This window comes from Comamonas composti DSM 21721 (genome assembly GCF_000429845.1).
GTDB lineage: Bacteria > Pseudomonadota > Gammaproteobacteria > Burkholderiales > Burkholderiaceae_C > Comamonas > Comamonas composti.
Map to the genome: position 1 here is coordinate 42477 of NZ_AUCQ01000031.1, position 20558 is coordinate 63034.

Here is a 20558-nt window from a genome sequence, read left to right on the forward strand (position 1 = left end):
ATGCAAAAGGCCTGGAGCCATGCCCCTCAAGCCCTGGCCGGGGTGCCGCTCTCCCCGGACAGCTGGCCGTGCACCTGGCGCAGTTGCAGGGCGAGATCGCGGGTTGCGGGCTCGCCCAGAACCGACCAGACCTGCAGATGGACCTGCTGCACCACGGGCAGGCAGCGCTGCAGCAGTTGATCGCCGGCAGCGGTGAGCGTCAGCTGCAGGCTGCGCCGGTCCTGCGCGTCCAGGCTGCGCAGCACCAGGCCTTTTTTCTCCAGCCCGTCGAGCAGGCGGGTGATCTGGGTGCGCGTGGCATCCAGGGACTGGCTGAGATCGGAGGGGCGCAGGGGCTCGTGCACGCTGTCGCAGATCAGGTGCAGGGCCAGGTATTCGCGCATTTCCAGGGCCAGCGGCGCAAGCGCCTCGTCCACGCGGCGTTCCAGCAGCGCCGCCGTATGCAGCAGCAGGCGGGAGGCCGTGACGGCGTTGCGATGGCGGGCGGGCTTGCCGGCCAGGATGCGTTCAAGGCGTGAATCCAGATTCATGACATTCCATCTATTACTGATGAGATAATATCATTTGAAATTAAATGCACAAGAAAATGAGCTGTGCAATATAAAAAAGAACGGTCGTTCTAATTTCTTCGATTTTTCGCTACACTGGCCGGGATTTCTGCAAAGCCCAAGGAGACTTTCCATGTCCGATCTGAATGCAAGTTTTGAAGCTGCGGTCAAGAACTCGACCTCGATCAGCGAGCGCCCCGACAACGCCACGCTGCTCAAGCTGTATGCGCTGTACAAGCAGGCCACCGAAGGCGACAACGAGGGCAAGAAGCCCAGCTTCACCGACATGGTGGGGCGCGCCAAGTGGGATGCCTGGGAAAAGCTCAAGGGCTCGACGCAGGACGAGGCCAAGCAGTTGTATGTGGACCTGATCGGCTCGCTGCTCTAAACGCTCAGGGAGCGTCCCGCAGCTCCAGGTGCTGGGCCAGCCGCAAGGCTGGCTTTTTCATTCCTGCCTGTGCGGTTGCGCGGCTTCGGGAATCACGGCGATCAGGTCGGTCACGCCCATGTCCACACCGGCCTGGCACAGCAGCGTGCTGGCCTGGCCCCGGTGATGGGTCTGGTGGTTGAAGAAGTGGGTCACCAGATGGCCGAGGTTCTTGGAGTGCGCCTGGCCTGCCATGTTCGTATAGCGCAGCGGCCGGGCCAGTTGCTCGGCGCTCAGGCCCGAGGCCCATTGCGTGATGACGGCATCCAGCGCACGGCGGTAGCCCGACAGCTCGGCCAGCGTGCCCGCCAGCTGCTCGCGCAGCGAGCTCGGTCTGGGAAAGCCCAGCAGCTGCTGGTTCAGCTCCTGTGCCTGCTCGGCAAAGCGGTGCAGCCAGATGGTGTCGGCCACGGCGATGTGCATGAGCGTCTCGAACAGGGAGCCGAAGAAGGCGCCTCGGTTCCTGTGCAGCTCCTGGGTGTCGAACGCGGATGCGGCCTCATACAGGCGTTGGTTCATCCAGTGGTTGTACTCGGCCATCAGAGCTGCGGTTTGAGGCGTCATGGCGGGCAGGGGGGAGTAGCGTCTCGAGGCGCAAATGAGAGTGCCGCGACATTAGTCCTCATGAGCCCTGCCTGCAAGTGCTGAATGCATCCAGGGGTCTTTGGTAGCTGGGACTTTGCACATCGAGCAGGCCCAGCACCGAGTGAAAGAGGTTGTCGTGCGACAGCGGCATGTCCAGGCGCTCGCGCATGCAGGGCTCGGAGATCCGGCTGCGCTGGCCCAGCTCGCCGAGCCAGGCCACCATGGGCACGTGCTTTTGCTCGGCCGGGGCCATCGCATAGGGCAGACCATGCAGGTAGATGCCCATCTCGCCCAGGGATTCGCCATGGTCGGAGACATAGAGCATGCCGGCCTGGTAGCGGCTCTGCTGGCGGGCCAGCCAGTCTATGGTCTGGGACAGGAACAGGTCGTTGTAGCGTATGGAGTTGTCGTAGACGTTGACCACCTGCTCGCGGCTGCAACTGGCCAGCGCATTGGTGCGGCATTCGGGCTGGAAGACCTTGGTCTCGGGCGTGGAGCGCTTGTAGTAGGCGGGCCCGTGGCTGCCCATCTGGTGAAGAATCAGCACCACGCCGCGCGCACGGCGCACGGGGTCCAGGGCCGCGATGCGCTGATCCAGCCCCGACAGCAGCATCTGGTCCAGGCACTCGCCATCGGCCGAGCACAAGGCCTTGCCGTCGGCGGTCTGGAGCCGGTCGGCCGTGTCCGCAAAGGGAATGCGATCGCAGACGCCCTTGCAGCCGGCCTGGTTGTCCAGCCAGAGCACGGCCAGGCCTGCGGCCTGCAGCACGTCGACGAGGTTGTCGTGCTCGGCCCTGGCGCTGTAGAAGCCGTCCTTTCCCAGGCTGGAGAACATGCAGGGCACGGATTCGCGCGTGCTCGTGCCGCAGGAGCTCACCTGGCTCCAGCTGAGCACCTGGCGCCTGGCCAGCTCGGGCGTGGTGTCGCGCTCATAGCCATTGAGCCCCCAGTTGGCGGCGCGTGCCGTCTCGCCCACGACGATGACGAACAGCGGCGGCTTGTTGCCGGCCGCATAGCTTGCGCCCAGGGCGGCCCCGCCCGTGATGCTCACAAAGGGACGCCTGGGCCGCAGCAGGGGCGTGAGCGCCGTATCCATGGCTGCCAGCACGGGGTTCACGGGGTTGAGCATGTGGCGCAACCAGAGGTTGTTGCGCACCACGGGCGCGAGCTCGCTGTAGGAGATGAAGATGCTGGCCGCGAGCAGGGCGGCCGCGCCGGCAGCCAGGCCCAGGGTGCGCGCCAGGTTGCGCGTCTGCGTGCGCGCGCGGGTGATCTGCAAAGGCCAAAGCCACAGAACGGGAGGCCCGGCGAAGAGCAGCACTTGCAGCAGCAGGGCCGGATTGAACAAGTCGCGGCTCTCGCGCAGGTCGGTCTGCAGCATGTTGCCGATCATGCCCCGGTCCATGACCGTGCCGTAGGCCAGCATGAAGTACTGGGTGCAGGCCGCGATCACCAGCAGCAGCAGCCACAAGGGCTTCATGCCGCGCGGCCAGGCGGTCAGCGACAGCAGCAGCAAGATGCAGGAAAAGCCCAGGGGAGCGAGGCGCAGCACCAGCATGGCGGTGCTGCCGTGGTAGCCGTCCAGATGGGGCAGGCGCAGCCACAGCGGCCAGTTGCAGGTCAGCAGCAGCCACAGGGAAAGCACCAGGACCACGGCCTGGGGAGAGCGCGGAGCGCGCCATAGGCGGGCCGGATAAAAGGCCAGGGCCGCGCCGGATGCCTGCACATGCGGCAGACTCATGGAAAGCAGTCTGTTTGACATGGTGCGGCAGGCTAGAGGGCTTGTCTTAAGCCGATCTGAAGCCGTCAGTCACCGTCGTCAGTCACCGTCGTCAGTCGATCGCTCCTGGTGCGCAGCGGTTGGGGCGCAGCGCCGAGGCAAGTCCTCATGGGCCTGCATGGACCGGCACAGCTGCGCAAGGCGCTGCTCCTCGGGCAGGGCGGCCAGCTGTCTGACCCGGGCGTAGAACGCAAGCCAGCCCTCGCGGTCGGGCCCGCCGGCGCGGGGCTGGCTCTGGCGCCACAGCGCCTCGAAGGCCGGCACCCATTCGTCATACGCGGCCAGCGCGCCAAAGCTGGCGTTGTTGGCCTGGGCCACCCACTGGTCCAGCCGGGTCTGGCCTTGCGTGAGGCGCAGGCGCTGCGCGGGCGTGATCGGGCGGCCCGCGTCCTCTTGCTGCCACTGCTGGCGCAGCCGGGCATGGCCGGCGCGAAAGCGCTCGTAGATGCGGGTCTTGTCCTGCTCCAGCCCGGCGCGCTCGCCAGGGGCGGCGGTGTGTTCGGGGTGTTGTCCGGGCTGGCTGTCATAGAGCTGCTGCAAGGCCCGGCGCGTGTGCTGCGTCAGGTCCTGCCACTGGCTGCGGCGCTGCTGGCCCGCCTGCCACAGGGCCAGTGTGGCGGGGTTGGCATGGTGCTTGAGCCACAGCGGCGTGGCCAGGCGCTCCACGGCCGTGGCAAAGGATTCGTTGAAGCCCATGTCGCCGCCCACATAGACCACCTGGTGGGCGAGCTCGTGAAACAGCAGGCCCGCGAAGTCGCCCTCGTTCCAGTGGATGAAGCTGCTGAGCAGCGGGTCGCCGCCCAGCCAGTTCAGATAGCCGAGCGTGGAGTAGGCCGGCACGCCATAGACCTGGGTTTCCAGACCCTGCTCGGCCAGCGGGGCTGCGGCGGCCCGGGCGCTGGCTTCATCGAAATAGCCGCGATAGCCCACGCAGCCGGCTATGGGAAAGCACCAGCGGCGCAGCTCCAGGCTATGGGGCGGAGCGGCGACCAGGTTCCAGACCGCATACGGCCGGCCCAGGTCGGCATAGCTGCGGTAGCTGGCGTTGTCGGGCAGGCCCAGCTCGTCGATGGAGAAGGCGCGCATGCGCCGTGCGGTCTCCAGCCGCGCGCGCAGCTCGGGCGCGAGGTCCGGCTCCTGCAGCCACTGCTCTATCGGCCGGCTGGCCTGCAGCAGGCCGAGCTGGCCGCGCAGGCCCTGCCAGTAATAGCCAGGGCCGGAGCCGGTGGCTGCGCAGCCTGCGAGCAGCAGGGCAATTCCCGTCAACACCGGCCATCGGGCCCATCTGCTTACACTCAAGGCTTTCGTCACTGTGTTTCCCCGCTGCATTCATGGATTTCTTCACGCTGGCCATCATTGTCTTCATCGGAATCTACCTGCTGAAAACGCAGGAGCAGCGCCGACATACCCTGTTGCTGGCCCAGTATCTGGGGCGCTACCAGATAGAAAAGCTCATGGGCGGGCTCATGGAGGGCTATTTGCGCGCACTGGGCGAGGCAGACCCCCAGCGCCGCGAGCAGGTCTGGAACGTGCTGGAGAGCACGGAGAAAAGCCTGGCCGATCAGCTGCAGGCGTTTTCCAAGGACTGGTCCGGTGTCGATGCGGCGCAGACGCGCGTCAGCACCCTGCCGCTGGCCCTGCCTTATCTGGACCGCGTGTTTCCGGCCTCGGGCTTTGACATGCGCGAGGCCATCGCCCTGCATGCGCGTGCCATCGCCACCGTGCGCGTGTTCGACAGCCGGGACGAGGAGGAGCGCCGCGCCCGCGCGTTCACGATGACGGCCGAGCTCATGCTCATGCAGTACAGCTGCCACTGGTATTGCAAGTCGCGCGCGATTGCCTCGGTGCGCCTCGTGGCCCGGCACAAGACGTCCTACGAGCAGGTGATTGCGGCCGTCGCCAGCCAGACCCGGCGCGATTACTTCAAGCTCATAGGGCAGACCTCATGAAAAAGAGGAGCTGTTAGAACGTGTTTACGATCTCCTCGGTGCCGCGCCAATGTCTGTGCGGGATGGGATGCAAGGCGCGACACCGCAGCAATAGCCGTGCTATTGCGAGGATTCGCAACGCTGTAGACCGCCCGCAAAGACACTGGCCCGAAGGGTTGGAGCGAAATCGGGCGATTTCTTCGCGCTGGCCCTTGCTTGCACCCCGGTGCAAGCTGCGCCCCATCGACTCGAACTCATCCCGATTGCGCTCCAACGCGGCAGCGTAGAGATCGTAAACACGTTCTTAGCGCTTGCTGCATAAGGAATTCAATACGTTTAATGGCTGAAGTTGTTTGCTGACAGGCGCTAGCAGCTTCTATTTTTGATTCATCCACTGCTTGCAGGAACCATGCTCTACAAATTCAAATCCCGGGCCACGGCCGATGTAATCATGCTCGAAGCCAATGGGCGCCAGATTCTGCAAATCCTGGGCAAGACCCCGGGCGAGAGCGGCATCATCACCGTGCAGCAGATTCCCGTCGCCATCGCCGCGCTGCAGGCCGCCGTGGCCGAGGACGAGGCCAGGCGCAAGGCCGTGCATGAAGATCCGGATGCCGATGCCGCAGCAGAAACCGCCGATGCCGTCGGCCTGCACCAGCGCGTGGCCCCGCTGCTCGACATGCTGCGCCGCAGCGCCGCCGAAGAGCGCGATGTGACCTGGTGATCAGGCCCCAAGCCCTTTGAGGCCTTCTTGCGTATAGCGCTCCCCGGCCACGGGCAAGGCCTTGAGCGTCTGGCCGAGTGCGGCAAGCTCCTGGTCGCTGATCTTGACTTCGAGCGCGCCCAGGTTGTCACGCAGATGACGCACGCGCCGGGTGCCGGGAATGGGCACCAAGTCCTCGCCCTGGGCCAGTAGCCAGGCCAGGGCGATTTGCGCCGGCGTGCAGTGCTTGGCCTGGGCCAGGGCCTTGACGGCATCGACCAGGGCCAGGTTGGTCGCCATGTTGGCGCGTTGAAAACGCGGCAACTGGGCCCGAAAGTCGCCGGGCTCGAAGCTGTGGTCGGGTTGGAAATTGCCCGTCAGAAAGCCGCGCCCCAGTGGAGAGTAGGGCACCAGGCCTATGCCCAGCTCGCGGCAGGTGGGCAGGATCTCGGCCTCGACATCGCGCGTCCACAGCGAATACTCGGTTTGCACGGCGGTCACGGGGTGGACCGCATGGGCGCGCCTGAGCGTGGCCGCGCCGACTTCGCTCAGGCCGATGTGGGCGATCTTGCCCTCGCGCACCAGGGCCGCAAGGCCCTCCATGGTCTCCTCTATGGGCCGACTGGCATCGATGCGGTGCACGTAATACAGATCTATGCGCTCCATGCCCAGGCGGCGCAGTGAAGCCTCGCAGCTTTGCCGCGCATAGGCCGGGCTGTTGTCTATGCTGCGGCTGTACTCGCCGGGCTTGCGCACAATGCCGAACTTGGTGGCGATCTTGACGCGGGGGCGGCTTTGGGCGAGGAAGCGGCCTATGAGTTCCTCGTTGCGGTAGGGGCCATACATGTCGGCCGTGTCCAGGAAGTCCAGGCCGGCGTCCACGGCCTGCTCCAGCGTCCGCAAGGCCTCGCTTTCATCGCTGGCGCCATAGAACTCGCTCATGCCCATGCAGCCCAGGCCCAGGGCCGAGACTTCGAGATCGCGGCCGAGTTTGCGTTTTTGCATCGCAATATCCTCTGTTGAAAGCTCCAGTATGATTTTTTGAAAATGAGCTGGCCATGCCAAAACTGGCATATGGATTTTCATTTTTGGAAAAAGGAGACCTCATCTTGCAATGGGATGACGCGCGCATTTTTCTCGCAATCGCCCGCGGCGGCAGCCTGAGCGCCGCTGCTGCCGCGCTGGACATGGGCGTGGCCACGGTTTCGCGCCGGCTCGACAGGCTGGAAGGCAGCTTGCAGCTGGCGCTGTTCAGCCGCCATCAAAGCGGCTACCGGCCCACCGAGGACGGGCTGGCCCTGCTGGCGCATGCCGAGGCGCTGGAGAGCGCGGCCCTGGCCTTTGGCGCGGCCGCGCACGATCAGGAGCGGGTGGTGGGCAGCGTGCGCCTGGCAACGGCCGAGAACCTGGCCACGCCCTTGATCATGGCTTCCCTGGGAGGCCTGCTGAGCCGGCATCCGGGGCTGAGGCTGGAGGTGGTCAGCGGCGTGCAGGCCGTGAATCTGCACCGGCGTGATGCCGATCTGGCGGTGCGCATGATCCAGCCCGAAATGGGCCACCTCACCATTCGGCGTCTGGGCAGTCTGGGCTTCGGGCTCTACGGCTCACCCGGCTATGTGCAGCAGCGCCGGGGAGGCCAGAGCCTGGAGGGCGATGACCTAAGAGCGTGTTCACGATCTCTGCGCAGGCGCGTTGGGGCGCAATCGGGATGAGTTCGAGTCGATGGGCCGCAGCTTGCACCGGGGTGCAAGCAAGGGCCAGTGCGAAGAAATCGCCCGATTTCGCTCCAACCCTTCGGGACAGTGTCTTTGCGGGCGGTCTACAGCGTTGCGAATCCTCGCAATAGCACGGCTATTGCTGCGGTGTCGCGCCTCGTATCCCATCCCGCAAAGACACTGGCGCGCCGCGAGGAGATCTTGAACACGCTCTTATAGGCTGGCCCGAAAGCCATGCCCATCTGACCGCAGCCAGGGCCTTGAAGGCACTTGCACGCGGGCAGTCTTGCCGGTTGCAGACGAATACGCTTGCGGGCCAGGTAACGGCAGCGGCAGCGGCAGCGGGTCTGGGCCTGGCCGTGCTGCCGCATTTTCTGGCCCGGCCCGCAGGCCTGGTCTGCGTGCAACCGCTGCCGGCTGCCGAGCAGCCGATCTGGCTGGCCATGCATTCCGACCTGGTCTCGTCGCGGCGCGTGCGTGCCGTCGCGGATCATCTGATCGCTTTGTTCGAGAGCCTCAAGTCCGAGCTGGCGCCTTGAACATGAAAAAGGCCCGGTCGAGCCGGGCCTTGACGGTCGGGATGCGCGTTGCGGCAATCAATCGGCGTAGGTGCCAGCGGCCTTGATGACCTGGCCCCACTTCTCGATCTCGGCCTGCACGAACTTCTTGTGGCCTTCGGGTTCGAGGCGGGCGTCGTTGGCGATCACCGCGCCCAGGGCTTCTTCACGCTTGATGAACTCGGGGTCCTTGAGCGCGAGCTTGAGTGCGTCATTGATTTTCTTGACCACGGCCGCAGGCGTGCCCTTGGGCGCGTACAGGCCGTGCCAGATCGTGACCTGGAAGTCCTTGAGACCGACCTCGTTGAGCGTGGGCAGGTCCTTGAGCGCTGGCGTGCTCAGGCGCTTGGGCGTGGTCACGGCGTAGGCGTGGACTTTCTTGGCCTCGATCTGCGAGGTGGTGTTTGTGGTCTGGTCGCACAGCAGATCGACCTGGTTGCCCATGAGATCGGCGATCGCCGGGGCTGCGCCCTTGTAGGGCACGGGTGTCATCTCGGTCTTGATGGCCGCCTGGAACATCAGGCCGCACAGGTGCGAGGCCGAGCCTATGCCGGCGTTGGCGAGGTTGATCTTGCCCTGGTTCTTGCCGATCCAGTCCTTGACCTCGGCAAAGTTGCTGGCCGGGAGCGCGGGCTTGCCGATCAGCGTCATGGGCACGTCGTTGATGATGCCCGCGTACTCAAAGTCGTTGAGCACGTTGAACGACAGCTTGCGGTACAGCGAGGGCACGGTGGCCATGCCGATGTGGTTGAGCAGGAGGGTATAGCCGTCGGGATTGGCGCGTGCCACCTTGGCCGTGCCTATGGTGCTGCCCGCGCCGGCGGCATTGTCGATCACGATGGTGGCGTTGTTCAGGTGCTTGCGCAGGGACTCGGCCAGGTCGCGCGCCACCTTGTCCGTGGGCCCGCCTGCTGTGAACGGCACCACGATGGTGATGCTCTTGCCCGCAGCCGGATAGTCCTGGGCGAATGCCGTGCCCACCAGGCCGCTCGCCAGGGCGATGGCCGCAATCTTGAATGCCTTGTTCATACTGTCTCCTTAAAAATCAGCGTGCCAGATAATAGGTAGGGCCGGTGTTTACGCCCCTCGGGCAAACGCTGTGTGGGCGCGGATTCTACAAATTGTTTCAGTATTTGGGGCGACTATTTCTGGTTTTTTTGATGGACTGCAAGGCCTGCCCGCAAGTGCAGGTCGGCGTCAAAAATTTTTGACAATTCCTGCGGGTTTTTCATTCCGGACCGGCCTCTTGCGCGGCGCTGCCGCCCTCCTTTTGGGATGGCCCAAAGCGCCTTGTGCGCTCACCGGTAAGTGCGTGCATCCTCGATGACCTTGCCATCATTGGGCAGGGCGCCGGGTGCCAGCATTTGCACTTCGCCGCGCAGCTTGGTGATCTCGCGCAGGGTTTCTCCCAGTTGCTGGGCCAGGCCGGGTGAGGTTTCGCGCGTTTCCACCATCAGCACCATGGTGTCGCTGGCCATCTCGCCCGAGACCACGAGCCTGGCCTTGCCGATCTGGGGAAAGCGCTGGACCACGGCCGCGATCTGGCCCGGGTGCACGAACATGCCGCGCACCTTGGTGGTCTGGTCGGCCCGGCCCATCCAGCCCTTGATGCGCACATTGCTGCGGCCCGTGGGGCATTGGCCGGGCAGCACGGCCGACAGGTCGCCGGTGCCGAAGCGGATCAGCGGGTAGTCGGGGTTGAGCGTGGTGATGACCAGCTCGCCGACCTCGCCGGGCGCCACGGGATCGCCGGTGCCGGGGCGCACGATCTCCATGATCACCTGCTCGTCCAGCACCAGGCCTTCGCGGGCCTCGGTCTCATAGGCGATCAGGCCCAGGTCGGCCGTGCCATAGCTCTGGAAGGCCGCAATCCCGCGTTCGGCCAGCCAGTCGCGCAGCGAGGGCGGAAAGGCCTCGCCCGAGACCATGGCCTTTTTCACCGAACCTATGGACAGGCCCATGTCCTGGGCTTTTTCCACGATGATCTTCAAGAAGCTGGGCGTGCCCACATAGCCTGCGGGCCGCAGCTCGGCCATGGCCTGAACCTGTTGCTCGGTCTGGCCCGTGCCGCCTGCAAACACCGTGCAGCCCAGCGCATGGGCGCCGCTTTCCATCATCGAGCCTGCTGGCACGAAGTGGTAGGAAAAGCAGTTGTGCACCAGCTCGCCTGTGCGAAAGCCTGCCGCATACAGCGAGCGCGCCATGCGCCAGTAGTCGGGGCGGCGGCTCTCGGGTTCGTAGATCGTGCCGGGGCTGGCGAACACGCGCGGCATGGCGGAGCCAAAGCCGATGGCGCTGAAGCCGCCGAACACATTGCTGGCGCGCTGCGCCTGCTGGCGCGCCAGCAACTCGTGCTTGCGCGTCACGGGCAGGCGCGCCAGGGTCTCGCGGCTGTTGATGGCGGCAGCATCCACGTCGGCCAGAATGCCTGCGAACGCGCTGCTCGCCTGCTGGGCATGGGCAATCTGCAGCGGCAGCGCCGCCATCAAGGCCTGTTCGCGTTCCTGCGGACTGCGGGTTTCCAGGTCGTCATAAAACATGCTCATGCCTGCTGGCTCCTCGGCAATGGTTTGAAGTTAAACAAGGCGCTAGCGCTTATCCATCAAGTGCTAGCAGCTACTAATTTAGGAGTTAAAGAGGTGGGGCACAGTGCAATCGCATAGGCTTGTGCTTTAAATCAAACTCTGCTCTATGCCGGATGGCCCCTCACCCCCTGCCCTCTCGCAGAAGGGGCGAGAGAGAAAAGCCGGGCGCAGGGCACAGCGTTCAAGACCGGCGCGGCCCAGGCCTGGGATGCCAGGCAAGGGCCACCGTCCCCCTTGGGGAAAGGCGCGCAAGCGCCTCAGGGGGCATGTCAGGCCAGCCAACGCTTGCGCCGCTTGTAGCTCTTGACGTCCTTGAAGCTCTTGCGCTCGCCGCCGCCCACGCCCAGGTAGAACTCCTTGACGTCTTCGTTGCTGGCCAGATCGCTGGCCGCACCGTCCATGACGATGCGCCCGCTTTCCATGATGTAGCCGTAATCGGCGTACTTGAGCGCCATGTTGGTGTTCTGCTCGGCGAGCAGGAAGGTGACCTTTTCCTTGTGGTTGAGGTCTTTGACGATGTTGAACACCTCTTCCACGATCTGGGGCGCGAGGCCCATGGAGGGCTCGTCCAGCAGCACCATGCGTGGATTGGCCATGAGCGCACGGCCAATGGCGCACATCTGCTGCTCGCCGCCCGAGGTGTAGGCGGCCTGCGAGGTGCGGCGCGTCTTGAGGCGCGGAAAGTAGTTGTAGACCTTCTCCAGGTTGGCCGCGATCTCGCCCTTGTCGCTGCGCGTGTAGCAGCCCGTCATGAGGTTTTCCTCGATGGTCAGGTGGGCAAAGCAGTGGCGGCCCTCCATGACCTGGATCACGCCGCGCTTGACCAGGTCGGAGGGGCTGAGGCTCTGGATCTGCTCGCCTTCGAGCTCGATGCTTCCCTTGGTCACTTCGCCACGCTCGCCCTTGAGCAGGTTGGAGATGGCCCGCAGCGTCGTGGTCTTGCCCGCGCCGTTGCCGCCGAGGATGGCAACAATGCTTTCGCGCGGCACCTGCAGCGAGACGCCCTTGAGCACGAGGATGACGTGGTTGTAGATGACCTCGATGCCGTTGACCACGAGTAGCGGCTCGGCGGCAGAGGTGGGTGCGGGTGCATTCATGCGATCACCATCGGTTTTCGAAAAAGTGGCTGCGGGCCAGGCTTGGCGACTGGCGCGGCCCAGCTCAAAGACAGGGAGCGAGAGAGGGGCTGAAGGCCGCGGCTCCAAGCCTGCCTGGGCAGGCTTGGACGTGCCTGAAGAGCTGCCGCTTCTGGCGGCAGCACCGAGGTGCTCAGCGCCTCAGGGAGTGCAGGTGCGCGGTTTGACGTTCTTCTCCTTGGCGTACTTCTCCGCGTACTCCTTGACCAGGGGCGCGATCAGCGACTGGTCGGCCTGGTACCAGTCGGAGACGGGCGTGAACTTGGCGCCGTCCCAGGTCGCGATGCGCGCCCAGTCGGCGCCCAGGTGGTTTTCGCAGCTGGTCTTGAATGGGCGGATGATCTTGCCAAAGCCCAGCTCGTTCAGGCGCTCCTGCGTGAGGTTGAGGTTCTCCAGGCCCCAGCGCACCTGCTCGGGCGTCATCACCTTGCCCTTGCCGAACTTCTCCTGGGCCGTGCGGATCGCCTCGACCTGGAGCATGGAGATCATCATGCCGCGCGTGTGTGCGAGCTGGCCCAGTTCCTTGGCGTCCTTGGCCGTTCCCTGGCCCTTGTCGTAGATCTGGGCCTTGATCTCGTCATGCACCTTGTCGCGCTCGGCCGTGTTGTGGATGGTCACGGTGTTGTAGCCCTTGGCACCGGCGCCAATGTCCTTGACGTCATGGTCGGAGCCGCCCCACCAGATCGCATACATCTTCTCGCGCGGGTAGCCCGTGGCCTGGGCTTCGCGCACGGCCGTGGGCGTCATCACGCCGGCCGACCACAGCAGCACATAGTCGGGGCGCTGCTGGCGCACCTGCAGCCAGGTGGATTTCTGCTCCACGCCGGGTGCGGTCACGGGCAGCAGCATCAGCTCGAAGCCCTCCTTGGCCGCGCGTTTTTGCAGCAGCGGAATGGGCTCCTTGCCGTAGGGCGAGTCGTGGTAGACCAGAGCGATCTTCTTGCCCTTGAGGCTGCCCTTTTCCTTCTTCAGAAGGTCCTGGACGATGGAGTCCGCCGCAGTCCAGTAGTTGCCCAGCAGGGGGAAGTTCCATTCAAAGACCTTGCCGTCGGCCGACTGGGACAGGCCGTAGCCGGGCGTGACCACGGGCACCTTGTCGCCAGGCGCCTTGTCGGTGACCGCAAAGGTAATGCCCGTGGACTGGGTATCGAAGCCCGAGGAGCCGCTGCCCTTGTTCTTCAGGCGCTCATAGCACTCCACGCCCTTGGCCGTGTCGTAGGCGGTCTCGCATTCCTCGTAGACGATCTTCACGCCATTGATGCCGCCCTTGGCGTTGACCAGCTTCAGATAGTCCTGCTTGCCATCGGCCCATGGAATGCCCAGAGGCGCGAACTGGCCCGTGCGATAGACCAGCAGCGGCACAAACTGCTCCTGGGCCTGTGCAGCGGCCGGGGCCACGAGGCCACCGAATCCTGCGGCCAGACATGCGGCGATAGCGACGTTCTTGAGTTTCATGGCTTTGTCTCCTAGGGGTTGCAAAGGGAAGATGTCCCGGGTTTATGAGGCACTCTGCGGCACCTTTATTCGATACGAATCAAAGATTCTGGTTTTGTGGCACTGCGCAGGAAACCGGCGCTGCACAAAACCAGAGACAGCGAGCAAGGGCCGCCCCGCAGCGAGGTTGTCATCCCCTTCAAGGGGAAGGCGCGTAAGCGACGCAGGGGGTGTTGCATATTCAATGCGGGAAGGGCCAGACCCGCAGCTTCTGCCGTGCCGTGGACCAGAGCTTGGCCAGGCCATGCGGCTCCACGATCAGGAAGAACACGATCAGGGCGCCGAAGATCATGTGCTCCAGATAGGTGGCCGTGGCCGTGGAGATCGGCAGGCCCAGCCAGTGCGGCACCTGATTCAGCACCAGGGGCAGCAGCACGAAGAAGGCGGCGCCGAAGATGCTGCCCACGATGGAGCCCAGGCCGCCGATGATGACCATGAACAGCAACTGCAGCGAGCGGTCCAGGCTGAAGGCCGCAGGCTCCCAGGCGCCAAGGTGCACAAAGCCCCAGAGCGCACCGGCTACGCCGACGATGAAGCTGCTGACCGCAAAGGCCGAGAGCTTGGCGTAGACCGGACGTATGCCGATCACGCTGGCGGCCACGTCCATGTCGCGCATGGCCATCCATTCGCGGCCCGTGGCGCTGCGCACCAGGTTCTTCGCGGCCAGGCCCAGAATGCACAGAATGCCCAGGCACAGCAGGTATTTCTCCATGGGCGTATTGATCTGCCAGCCCGCAATCGACAGCGGGCCTGCGCTCACCGAGCCCGAGGAGGAGTTGTTCGTCACCCAGGCTGCGCGGCTGGTCAGCCAGTCCATGAAGAACTGGGCGGCCAGCGTGGCCACGGCCAGGTACAGGCCGCGGATGCGCAGGCTGGGCAGGCCGAAGATCACGCCGAAGACCATGGCCATGAGGCCGCCGCCGGTCAGGGCCACGATCAGCGGCATGCCGTCGAAGCGTGCCTGCAGGTTGTAGGCTGCATAGGCGCCGACCGCCATGAAGGCGCCCGTGCCCAGCGAGATCTGGCCGCAATAGCCGACCAGGATGTTCAGGCCCAGAGCCGCCAGGGACATGATCAGAAACGGGATCAGAATGGCCTGGAAGGTGTAGTCGCTGACAAGGAGCGGCACGACCAGAAAGGCAAAGGCCAGCAGGACAAAGATGGCCCAGCGATCCTGGGTCACGCCGAAGATCTGCTGATCGGCGCTGTAGGTCGTCTTGAATTGACCGTTCTCACGATAAAACATGGTGCAAGCTCTCCATCTCTTAATTGTTCTTAGAACGTGTTTACGATCTCTACGCTGCAGCGTTGCGAATCCTCGCAATAGCACGGCTATTGCTGCGGTATCGCGCCTCGTATCCCATCCCGCAAAGACACTGGCGCGGCGCCGAGGAGACCGTAAACACGTTCTTAGCTCTGGTCGCAGCCTTGAAGGCTGGCGCACTCCAGGTCAGGGAGGGCCAAGCCATCGTCCTCGTCCGAGGGAAGGTGCATAGCGACACGGCGGGCCTCATACACGGTCAATGATCTTGTCGCCGAACAGCCCCTGGGGCCGCACCAGCAGAAAGCACAGGGCCAGGCCATAGGCGAACCAGGTCTCTATGCCGCCGCCGACCATGGGGCCCAGATACACCTCGGAGAGCTTTTCTCCCACGCCGATGATGAGCCCGCCGATGATGGCGCCGGGCAGGGAGGTCAGGCCGCCCAGAATCACCACGGGCAGGGCCTTGAGGGCGACCAGGGACAGCGAATACTGCACGCCCAGCTTGGAGCCCCAGATGATGCCCACCACCAGGGCCACGCCGCCGGCCACGGACCAGACGATGACCCAGATGCGCGACAGCGGAATGCCGATGGACTGCGCAGCCTGGTGGTCGTCGGCCACGGCACGCAGCGCGCGACCGGTCTTGGTCTTCTGAAAGAAAACGCTCAGCGCGGCGACCAGGATGGCGGCCACGCAGGCCGCGTACAGGTCTTCCAGGCTGATCATCACGCCGCCCTCGAACAGGCTGTCCATGATGAAGGCCGGATCCTTGGGCATGCCCACGTTGATGCTGTAGACCTGGCTGCCGAAGATCAGAGGGCCCAGGCCGTCGAGCAGATAGGCAATGCCCAGCGTGGCCATGAGCAGGGTGATGGGCTCCTGATTGACCAGATGGCGCAAGGCCAGCCGCTCGATGACCCAGGCCACGACCACCATGATGCCCAGGGTCACGACGATGGCCAGCAGATTGCCGAGAAGGCCGGGCTCCATGGAGAGCCACTGCGGAATCCACTCCGAAAAGCGCGCCATGGCCAGGGCCGAGAACAGCACCATCGCACCCTGCGCAAAGTTGAACACGCCCGAGGCCTTGAAGATCAGCACAAAGCCTATGGCGATCAGCGCATACAGCGTGCCCACCATGAGGCCGCCGAACAAGGTTTCCAGAAAAAAGCCCATGTTGTTCTCTCAGTTCTCCATAGTGCTGCGTGATACCCGCATTGCATGAAACTGGCGCAGGCCAAAGTCAGGGGCAGCAAGCAGGGGCCGTCCCGCAGCGAGGCTGCCGTCCCCCTTCAAGGGGGAAGACGCGAAGCGGCTCAGGGGATTTTTCATATCAGTGGCTGGTGCCTAAGTAGGCGCGGATCACGTCTTCGTTGTCGCGCACTTCCTCGGGCGCTCCATCGCCGATCTTCTTGCCGTAGTCCAGGACCACAACGCGGTCGCTGATGTCCATGACCACGCCCATGTCGTGTTCGATGAGCACGATGGTGGTGCCGAACTGGTCGTTGACGTCGAGGATGAAGCGGCACATGTCCTGCTTTTCCTCCACGTTCATGCCGGCCATGGGTTCGTCCAGCAGCAGCACCTGCGGCTCCATGGCCAGGGCCCGGCCCAGGTCCACACGCTTTTGCAGGCCGTAGGGCAGCTGGCCCACGGGGGTCTTGCGCCAGGCCTGGATTTCGAGGAAGTCGATGATGTGCTCGACGAACTCGCGGTGGGCGATCTCTTCCTTTTCTGCAGGGCCCCAGCGCAGGGCCTGCATCAGCAGATTGCTTTTGATCTTGAGATTGCGCCCGGTCATGATGTTGTCGATCACGCTCATGCCCTTGAACAGCGCCAGGTTCTGGAAGGTGCGCGCCACGCCCATCTCCGCGACCTGGCGGCTGTTCATGTGGCTGAAGGTCTGGCCGCGAAAGGTGATCGAGCCTTCGGTGGGCGTATAGACGCCGTTGATGCAGTTGAGCATGGAGCTCTTGCCTGCGCCGTTGGGGCCGATGATGGAGCGGATCTCGTGCTCGCGCACGTTGAACGAGATGTCCGTCAAGGCCTTGACGCCGCCAAAGCGCAGGCTGATGTTCTTGATGTCGAGAATGACGTCGCCTATCTTTTTCTGTGTCATGTCAGCGCTTTCGGATCAGGCGGTGGCCGGCAGAGTCTTGGCGTCGATGATGGCCAGCGTGGCGCTCACGCTGCCCGTGCGCCCGTCCTCGAACTTGACCTGGGTTTCTATGAACTGCTCGCGTTTTCCGCCGTACAGCGCATCGACGAGAACCCCGTACTTGTCGGCAATGAAGCCGCGGCGCACCTTGCGCGTGCGTGTGAGCTCGTCGTCATCGGGGTCCAGTTCCTTGTGCAGCACGAGAAAGCGCGCGACCTGGGTGTCGGCCATGCCGGCCTCGGTGGCCAGGTCGGCGTTCACCTTGGCCACGCAGTCGGCAACCATCTCCAGAACCTTGGCCTTGGAGGCCAGGTCCACATAGCCGCCATAAGGCAGGCCTTGGCGCTCGGCCCAGTTGCCCACGGCCTCGTAGTCGATATTGATGAAGGCGCAGACTTGGTCGCGGCCGTTGCCAAAGCACACGGCTTCCTTGATCTGGGGGAAGAACTTGAGCTTGTTCTCGATGTAGTTGGGCGCGAACATGGCGCCCGAATTCATCTTGCCCACGTCCTTGGCGCGGTCGATGATGCGCAACTGACCATGGGCATCGATCACGCCCGCATCGCCCGTGTGGAACCAGCCGTTGGCATCAATGACCTCGGCCGTGGCGTCGGGGCGCTTGTAGTATTCCTTGAGCACGGATACGCCCTTGAGCAGCACCTCGCCACTGTCGGCAATCTTGAGCTCGATGCCGGGCGCGGCCTGGCCCACGGCCGAGAGCTCGACCTGGCCATCGCGCTGCAGACAGACATAGGCGCAGGTCTCGGTCTGGCCGTAGAGCTGCTTGAGGTTGATGCCGATGGAGCGGAAAAAGCGAAACAGTTCGGGGCCGATGGCCGCACCTGCGGTATAGGCCACGCGAATGCGCGACAGGCCCATGGCATTGCGCAGCGGGCCGTAGATGCACAGATTGCCCAGCGCGTACTTGAAGCGGTCGGCAAGGCCTACGCTCTTGCCGTCCAGAATGTCCGAACCCACGCGGTGTGCCACGTCCATGGCTTTGCTGTACATCCACTGCTTGAAGGGCGCCGCATCCTCCATGCGTATCGAAACCGAGGTCAGCATGGCCTCGAAGATCCGGGGCGGTGCAAAGTAGTAGCTGGGGCCTATCTCGCGCAGATCGATGGAGATGGTCTCGGCCGACTCGGGGCAGTTGATCGTAAAGCCCACGACCAGCCATTGCGCATAGGAAAACAGGTGATCGCCGACCCAGGCCGGCGGCAGATAGGAGATGACGTTGTCACCGGGCCCCAGACGGTCCACTTCGGCGCCGCCGCGTGCCGATTCGCCAAAGCTGCGATGCGTCTGGCACACGCCCTTGGGCTTGCCCGTGGTGCCCGAGGTGTAGAGGATGACCGATACATCGTCGGGGGAGAGGGCCGCCAGCATGGCCTCCCAGGCGCCCGGGTGGGCCGCGTCCCATTCCTTTCCCTGTTGCAGCAACTGCTCGGTGCTGATGAGGCCCGGCTGTCCGTAGTTGCGCATGCCGCGCGGGTCGTCATAGATGATGTGGGACAGGCCGGCCACGCCGCTATCGCGTACCTCGAGCAGCTTGTCCACCTGTTCCTGGTTTTCGGCAAAGGCAAAGTCGAGTTCGGCATCTTCGATCACAAAGCGCATCTCGGCGGCCACGGCATCCTGGTACAGCGGAACGGGCACAGCCCCCAGGGACTGCACGGCCGCAAAGCCCAGGTAGACATGCGGGCGGTTGTCGCTGATGAAGGCCAGATTCCGGCCACGCGCCAGACCCAGCGCGGCCAGGCCGCAGGCCATGTGACGCACGGTCTGGGCTGCCTGACTCCAGCTCCAGGTCTGCCATATGCCGTATTCCTTCTCGCGCAGCGCAGGCGCCTCGGGGCGCTCGGCAGCGTGCTTGAGCAGAAGGTGAGGGAACGTGGTCGTCATTCCGTTTCCTTGGTTGAGTTGGACCTTCGCCTTGTTTACAAGAATTGGAAGAAATCTTTTCTGACAATTGCGATCGAATGCCTGCATCCTAGGTTTGACTTTGACGTCTTCGTGTCTGTTTAACGACAATCCAAGGGAAAGCCATCATCGGGAAAACCTATCGGCTCAAATGCTGCCAATTTGGTCGCCAAGTCGGTGTCCGGGCTTGTTTTATGCGTGCTGCTGCATGCCGGCGAGGCATCGTGGAAATCCCGTTGCCATCAGCCTGTCTGCTGAGGCAAGGTCCAGGGTTTGTCGAGTCCGGTTTGTGGCACGTCTCGGCAGATTTCCGAGCGCCGACAAAAACGAGATTCCAAGCACAATGAGCCAAGAAATGTCCCTGCACCAGCGCCGTCGCCAGCCCAGAGCCGAGGAGCTGTCAGGCATACCCTGGCTGGCAGTGTTGCAGCCCGCCGAGCGCGAGCGCGCCGTCTCCGCGTTGCTGGTGGGCGATGCCCAGGCGGGTGACTATGTGTGCCGCACGGGGAAGTCGCCGACCTACTGGTTCGGCGTGGTCGAAGGCCTGCTCAAGATGAACATCGACAGCATGGATGGCGCGAGCATGACCCTGGTCGGCCTGCCTCCTGGCGGCTGGTTCGGCGAAGGCACGGTGGTCAAGCGCGAGCCCTATCGCTACAACGTCCAGGCCATACGCAAGAGCGTGGTCGCAGGCCTGCACATAGACATGTTTCACTGGCTGCTGGACCACTCCATCGGGTTCAACCGCTTTGTGATGAGCCAGCTCAACGAACGCCTGGGCCAGTTCATCTCCGCACGCGAAATCGACCGCCTGAGCAATCCCGACCTGCGTGTGGCGCGCAGTCTTGCAGCGCTGTTCCACCCGCTGCTCTATCCCAATGTGGGCGAAGTGCTGCGCATCACCCAGCAGGAACTGGCCTACCTGGTGGGCCTGTCGCGCCAGCGTGTCAACGAGGCCTTGTCCGTGCTTCAGCGCGAGCGTGCAATTCTCGTGGAATACGGCGGCCTGCGCGTGCTCGATCTGGACGCACTCAGGCATGGGGCGTTCAGCTCAAAAAGACTGTGATTCCAGGGCAGTGAAAAATCATTTGCGCCTCTGGCGTCAATGGCATCTTTCGCAAAACTTGACAAAGCCAACAGCACTTATCGAGAGCATTCCCTTGTAACTTCAATGACTCCGGTTTGTAACCAGGTTCAACTCCTTTCAAGGATAGATCTCCGCATGAGTCGCACCATACAAGTAGATTCTCCGGCCATGCCCAGTCTTTTGGGCCTTCCTGCATTGGAATTCAAATCCCTGCAAGGCCACGAATCTCTGGGACAGCTGTTTTGCTACACAGTCGAGCTGCAGACCCCGGACAGCCCGGCACTCACCGAAACGGTCACGGCCAACCTGCCGATCAAGGATCTGGTGGGCCAGGAGTTCTCGGTACGCATAGCGCTCGATGGCAAGGGGGTCTTGGGCGCTCTGGCGGCAGCGGGCGGCGGTCCGGCACCGGGCCTGCAAATGAACATCGTCAGCGCCACGGGTAGTGACGGCGAGGGTGGTGGGAGCCGTGGTGATGGCGATGGCGGCGCCCAGGGCCAGGGCACGCGCGAGATCAATGGCCTGGTCACGCGGGCGCGCTTTGTGCGCGCCGAGAACCGCCGCGGCATTTATGAAGTCGTGATCGAGCCCTGGCTGGTGCTGGCCACGCGCACCAGCGATTACAAGATATTCCAGAACAAGACCCCGCTGGAGATTATCCAGGAGGT

20 protein-coding genes are annotated in these 20558 nt (G+C 63.9%); 7 read left to right on the forward strand and 13 right to left on the reverse strand.

The features are described 5' to 3' along the window. Nucleotides 1–26: 26 nt before the first annotated feature. Nucleotides 27–530: a MarR family winged helix-turn-helix transcriptional regulator gene (locus tag G486_RS0114715; RefSeq protein WP_027016231.1), complete on the reverse strand. Its 504-nt coding sequence runs from the start codon at nucleotides 528–530 to the stop codon at nucleotides 27–29. Nucleotides 531–681: 151 nt separating this feature from the next. Between G486_RS0114715 and G486_RS0114720 the strand changes: the two genes are divergently transcribed. Then, the gene (locus tag G486_RS0114720; RefSeq protein WP_027016232.1) at nucleotides 682–936 is read left to right on the forward strand and encodes an acyl-CoA-binding protein; all 255 of its coding nucleotides are present in this window, start codon (nucleotides 682–684) and stop codon (nucleotides 934–936) included. 57 nt (nucleotides 937–993) lie between these two features. Here G486_RS0114720 and G486_RS0114725 read toward each other — a convergent pair whose 3' ends face one another. From G486_RS0114725 to G486_RS22430, 3 genes are all read right to left on the reverse strand, one after another. Further along, entirely contained in the window at nucleotides 994–1539 is a 546-nt protein-coding gene (locus G486_RS0114725; protein ID WP_027016233.1) for a DinB family protein, read from the reverse strand. Nucleotides 1540–1597: 58 nt separating this feature from the next. Continuing rightward, nucleotides 1598–3301: a phosphoethanolamine transferase gene (locus tag G486_RS0114730; RefSeq protein ID WP_245587335.1), complete on the reverse strand. Its 1704-nt coding sequence runs from the start codon at nucleotides 3299–3301 to the stop codon at nucleotides 1598–1600. Between the two features lie 78 nt (nucleotides 3302–3379). Next, the gene (locus tag G486_RS22430; RefSeq protein ID WP_084455310.1) at nucleotides 3380–4669 is read right to left on the reverse strand and encodes an aminopeptidase; all 1290 of its coding nucleotides are present in this window, start codon (nucleotides 4667–4669) and stop codon (nucleotides 3380–3382) included. 2 nt (nucleotides 4670–4671) lie between these two features. On the opposite strand from G486_RS22430, the gene G486_RS0114740 reads away from it, so the two are divergent. After that, the gene (locus G486_RS0114740) at nucleotides 4672–5289 is read left to right on the forward strand and encodes a hypothetical protein (RefSeq protein ID WP_027016235.1); all 618 of its coding nucleotides are present in this window, start codon (nucleotides 4672–4674) and stop codon (nucleotides 5287–5289) included. 388 nt (nucleotides 5290–5677) lie between these two features. After that, nucleotides 5678–5992 carry a DUF1840 domain-containing protein gene (locus G486_RS0114745; RefSeq protein WP_027016236.1) on the forward strand — a complete coding sequence of 105 codons (315 nt, stop codon included), beginning with the start codon at nucleotides 5678–5680 and terminating at the stop codon, nucleotides 5990–5992. Here G486_RS0114745 and G486_RS0114750 read toward each other — a convergent pair whose 3' ends face one another. Next, the gene (locus G486_RS0114750) at nucleotides 5993–6976 is read right to left on the reverse strand and encodes an aldo/keto reductase (RefSeq protein ID WP_027016237.1); all 984 of its coding nucleotides are present in this window, start codon (nucleotides 6974–6976) and stop codon (nucleotides 5993–5995) included. A 104-nt stretch (nucleotides 6977–7080) separates the two neighbouring features. Between G486_RS0114750 and G486_RS22435 the strand changes: the two genes are divergently transcribed. Then, nucleotides 7081–7683 carry a LysR family transcriptional regulator gene (locus G486_RS22435; RefSeq protein ID WP_084455314.1) on the forward strand — a complete coding sequence of 201 codons (603 nt, stop codon included), beginning with the start codon at nucleotides 7081–7083 and terminating at the stop codon, nucleotides 7681–7683. Between the two features lie 263 nt (nucleotides 7684–7946). Continuing rightward, a complete protein-coding gene (locus tag G486_RS22440; protein ID WP_245587336.1) occupies nucleotides 7947–8225 on the forward strand; it encodes a LysR substrate-binding domain-containing protein in 279 nt (92 codons plus the stop codon). Nucleotides 8226–8282: 57 nt separating this feature from the next. Here G486_RS22440 and G486_RS0114760 read toward each other — a convergent pair whose 3' ends face one another. The 8 genes from G486_RS0114760 to G486_RS0114800 form a co-directional block, all read right to left on the reverse strand. Further along, a complete protein-coding gene (locus G486_RS0114760; RefSeq protein WP_027016238.1) occupies nucleotides 8283–9272 on the reverse strand; it encodes a tripartite tricarboxylate transporter substrate-binding protein in 990 nt (329 codons plus the stop codon). A 269-nt stretch (nucleotides 9273–9541) separates the two neighbouring features. After that, the gene (locus G486_RS0114765; RefSeq protein ID WP_027016239.1) at nucleotides 9542–10789 is read right to left on the reverse strand and encodes a phenylacetate--CoA ligase family protein; all 1248 of its coding nucleotides are present in this window, start codon (nucleotides 10787–10789) and stop codon (nucleotides 9542–9544) included. 308 nt (nucleotides 10790–11097) lie between these two features. Continuing rightward, nucleotides 11098–11925 (reverse strand): ABC transporter ATP-binding protein, encoded by an 828-nt coding sequence (locus tag G486_RS0114770; protein WP_027016240.1) that lies wholly within the window; start codon nucleotides 11923–11925, stop codon nucleotides 11098–11100. 180 nt (nucleotides 11926–12105) lie between these two features. Continuing rightward, nucleotides 12106–13419: an ABC transporter substrate-binding protein gene (locus tag G486_RS0114775; RefSeq protein ID WP_027016241.1), complete on the reverse strand. Its 1314-nt coding sequence runs from the start codon at nucleotides 13417–13419 to the stop codon at nucleotides 12106–12108. 220 nt (nucleotides 13420–13639) lie between these two features. Then, entirely contained in the window at nucleotides 13640–14704 is a 1065-nt protein-coding gene (locus tag G486_RS0114780) for a branched-chain amino acid ABC transporter permease (RefSeq protein ID WP_027016242.1), read from the reverse strand. Nucleotides 14705–14968: 264 nt separating this feature from the next. Further along, nucleotides 14969–15898 carry a branched-chain amino acid ABC transporter permease gene (locus G486_RS0114790; RefSeq protein ID WP_027016244.1) on the reverse strand — a complete coding sequence of 310 codons (930 nt, stop codon included), beginning with the start codon at nucleotides 15896–15898 and terminating at the stop codon, nucleotides 14969–14971. 157 nt (nucleotides 15899–16055) lie between these two features. Then, entirely contained in the window at nucleotides 16056–16841 is a 786-nt protein-coding gene (locus G486_RS0114795) for an ABC transporter ATP-binding protein (protein WP_027016245.1), read from the reverse strand. 15 nt (nucleotides 16842–16856) lie between these two features. Next, a complete protein-coding gene (locus G486_RS0114800) occupies nucleotides 16857–18785 on the reverse strand; it encodes an AMP-dependent synthetase/ligase (protein WP_027016246.1) in 1929 nt (642 codons plus the stop codon). Between the two features lie 361 nt (nucleotides 18786–19146). Here G486_RS0114800 and G486_RS0114805 point away from each other — a divergent pair, with 361 nt between their 5' ends. Further along, nucleotides 19147–19869: a Crp/Fnr family transcriptional regulator gene (locus G486_RS0114805; protein ID WP_027016247.1), complete on the forward strand. Its 723-nt coding sequence runs from the start codon at nucleotides 19147–19149 to the stop codon at nucleotides 19867–19869. Between the two features lie 156 nt (nucleotides 19870–20025). Beyond that, on the forward strand, nucleotides 20026–20558 hold a 533-nt coding region (locus G486_RS0114810; RefSeq protein ID WP_281171912.1), incomplete at its 3' end, for a contractile injection system protein, VgrG/Pvc8 family.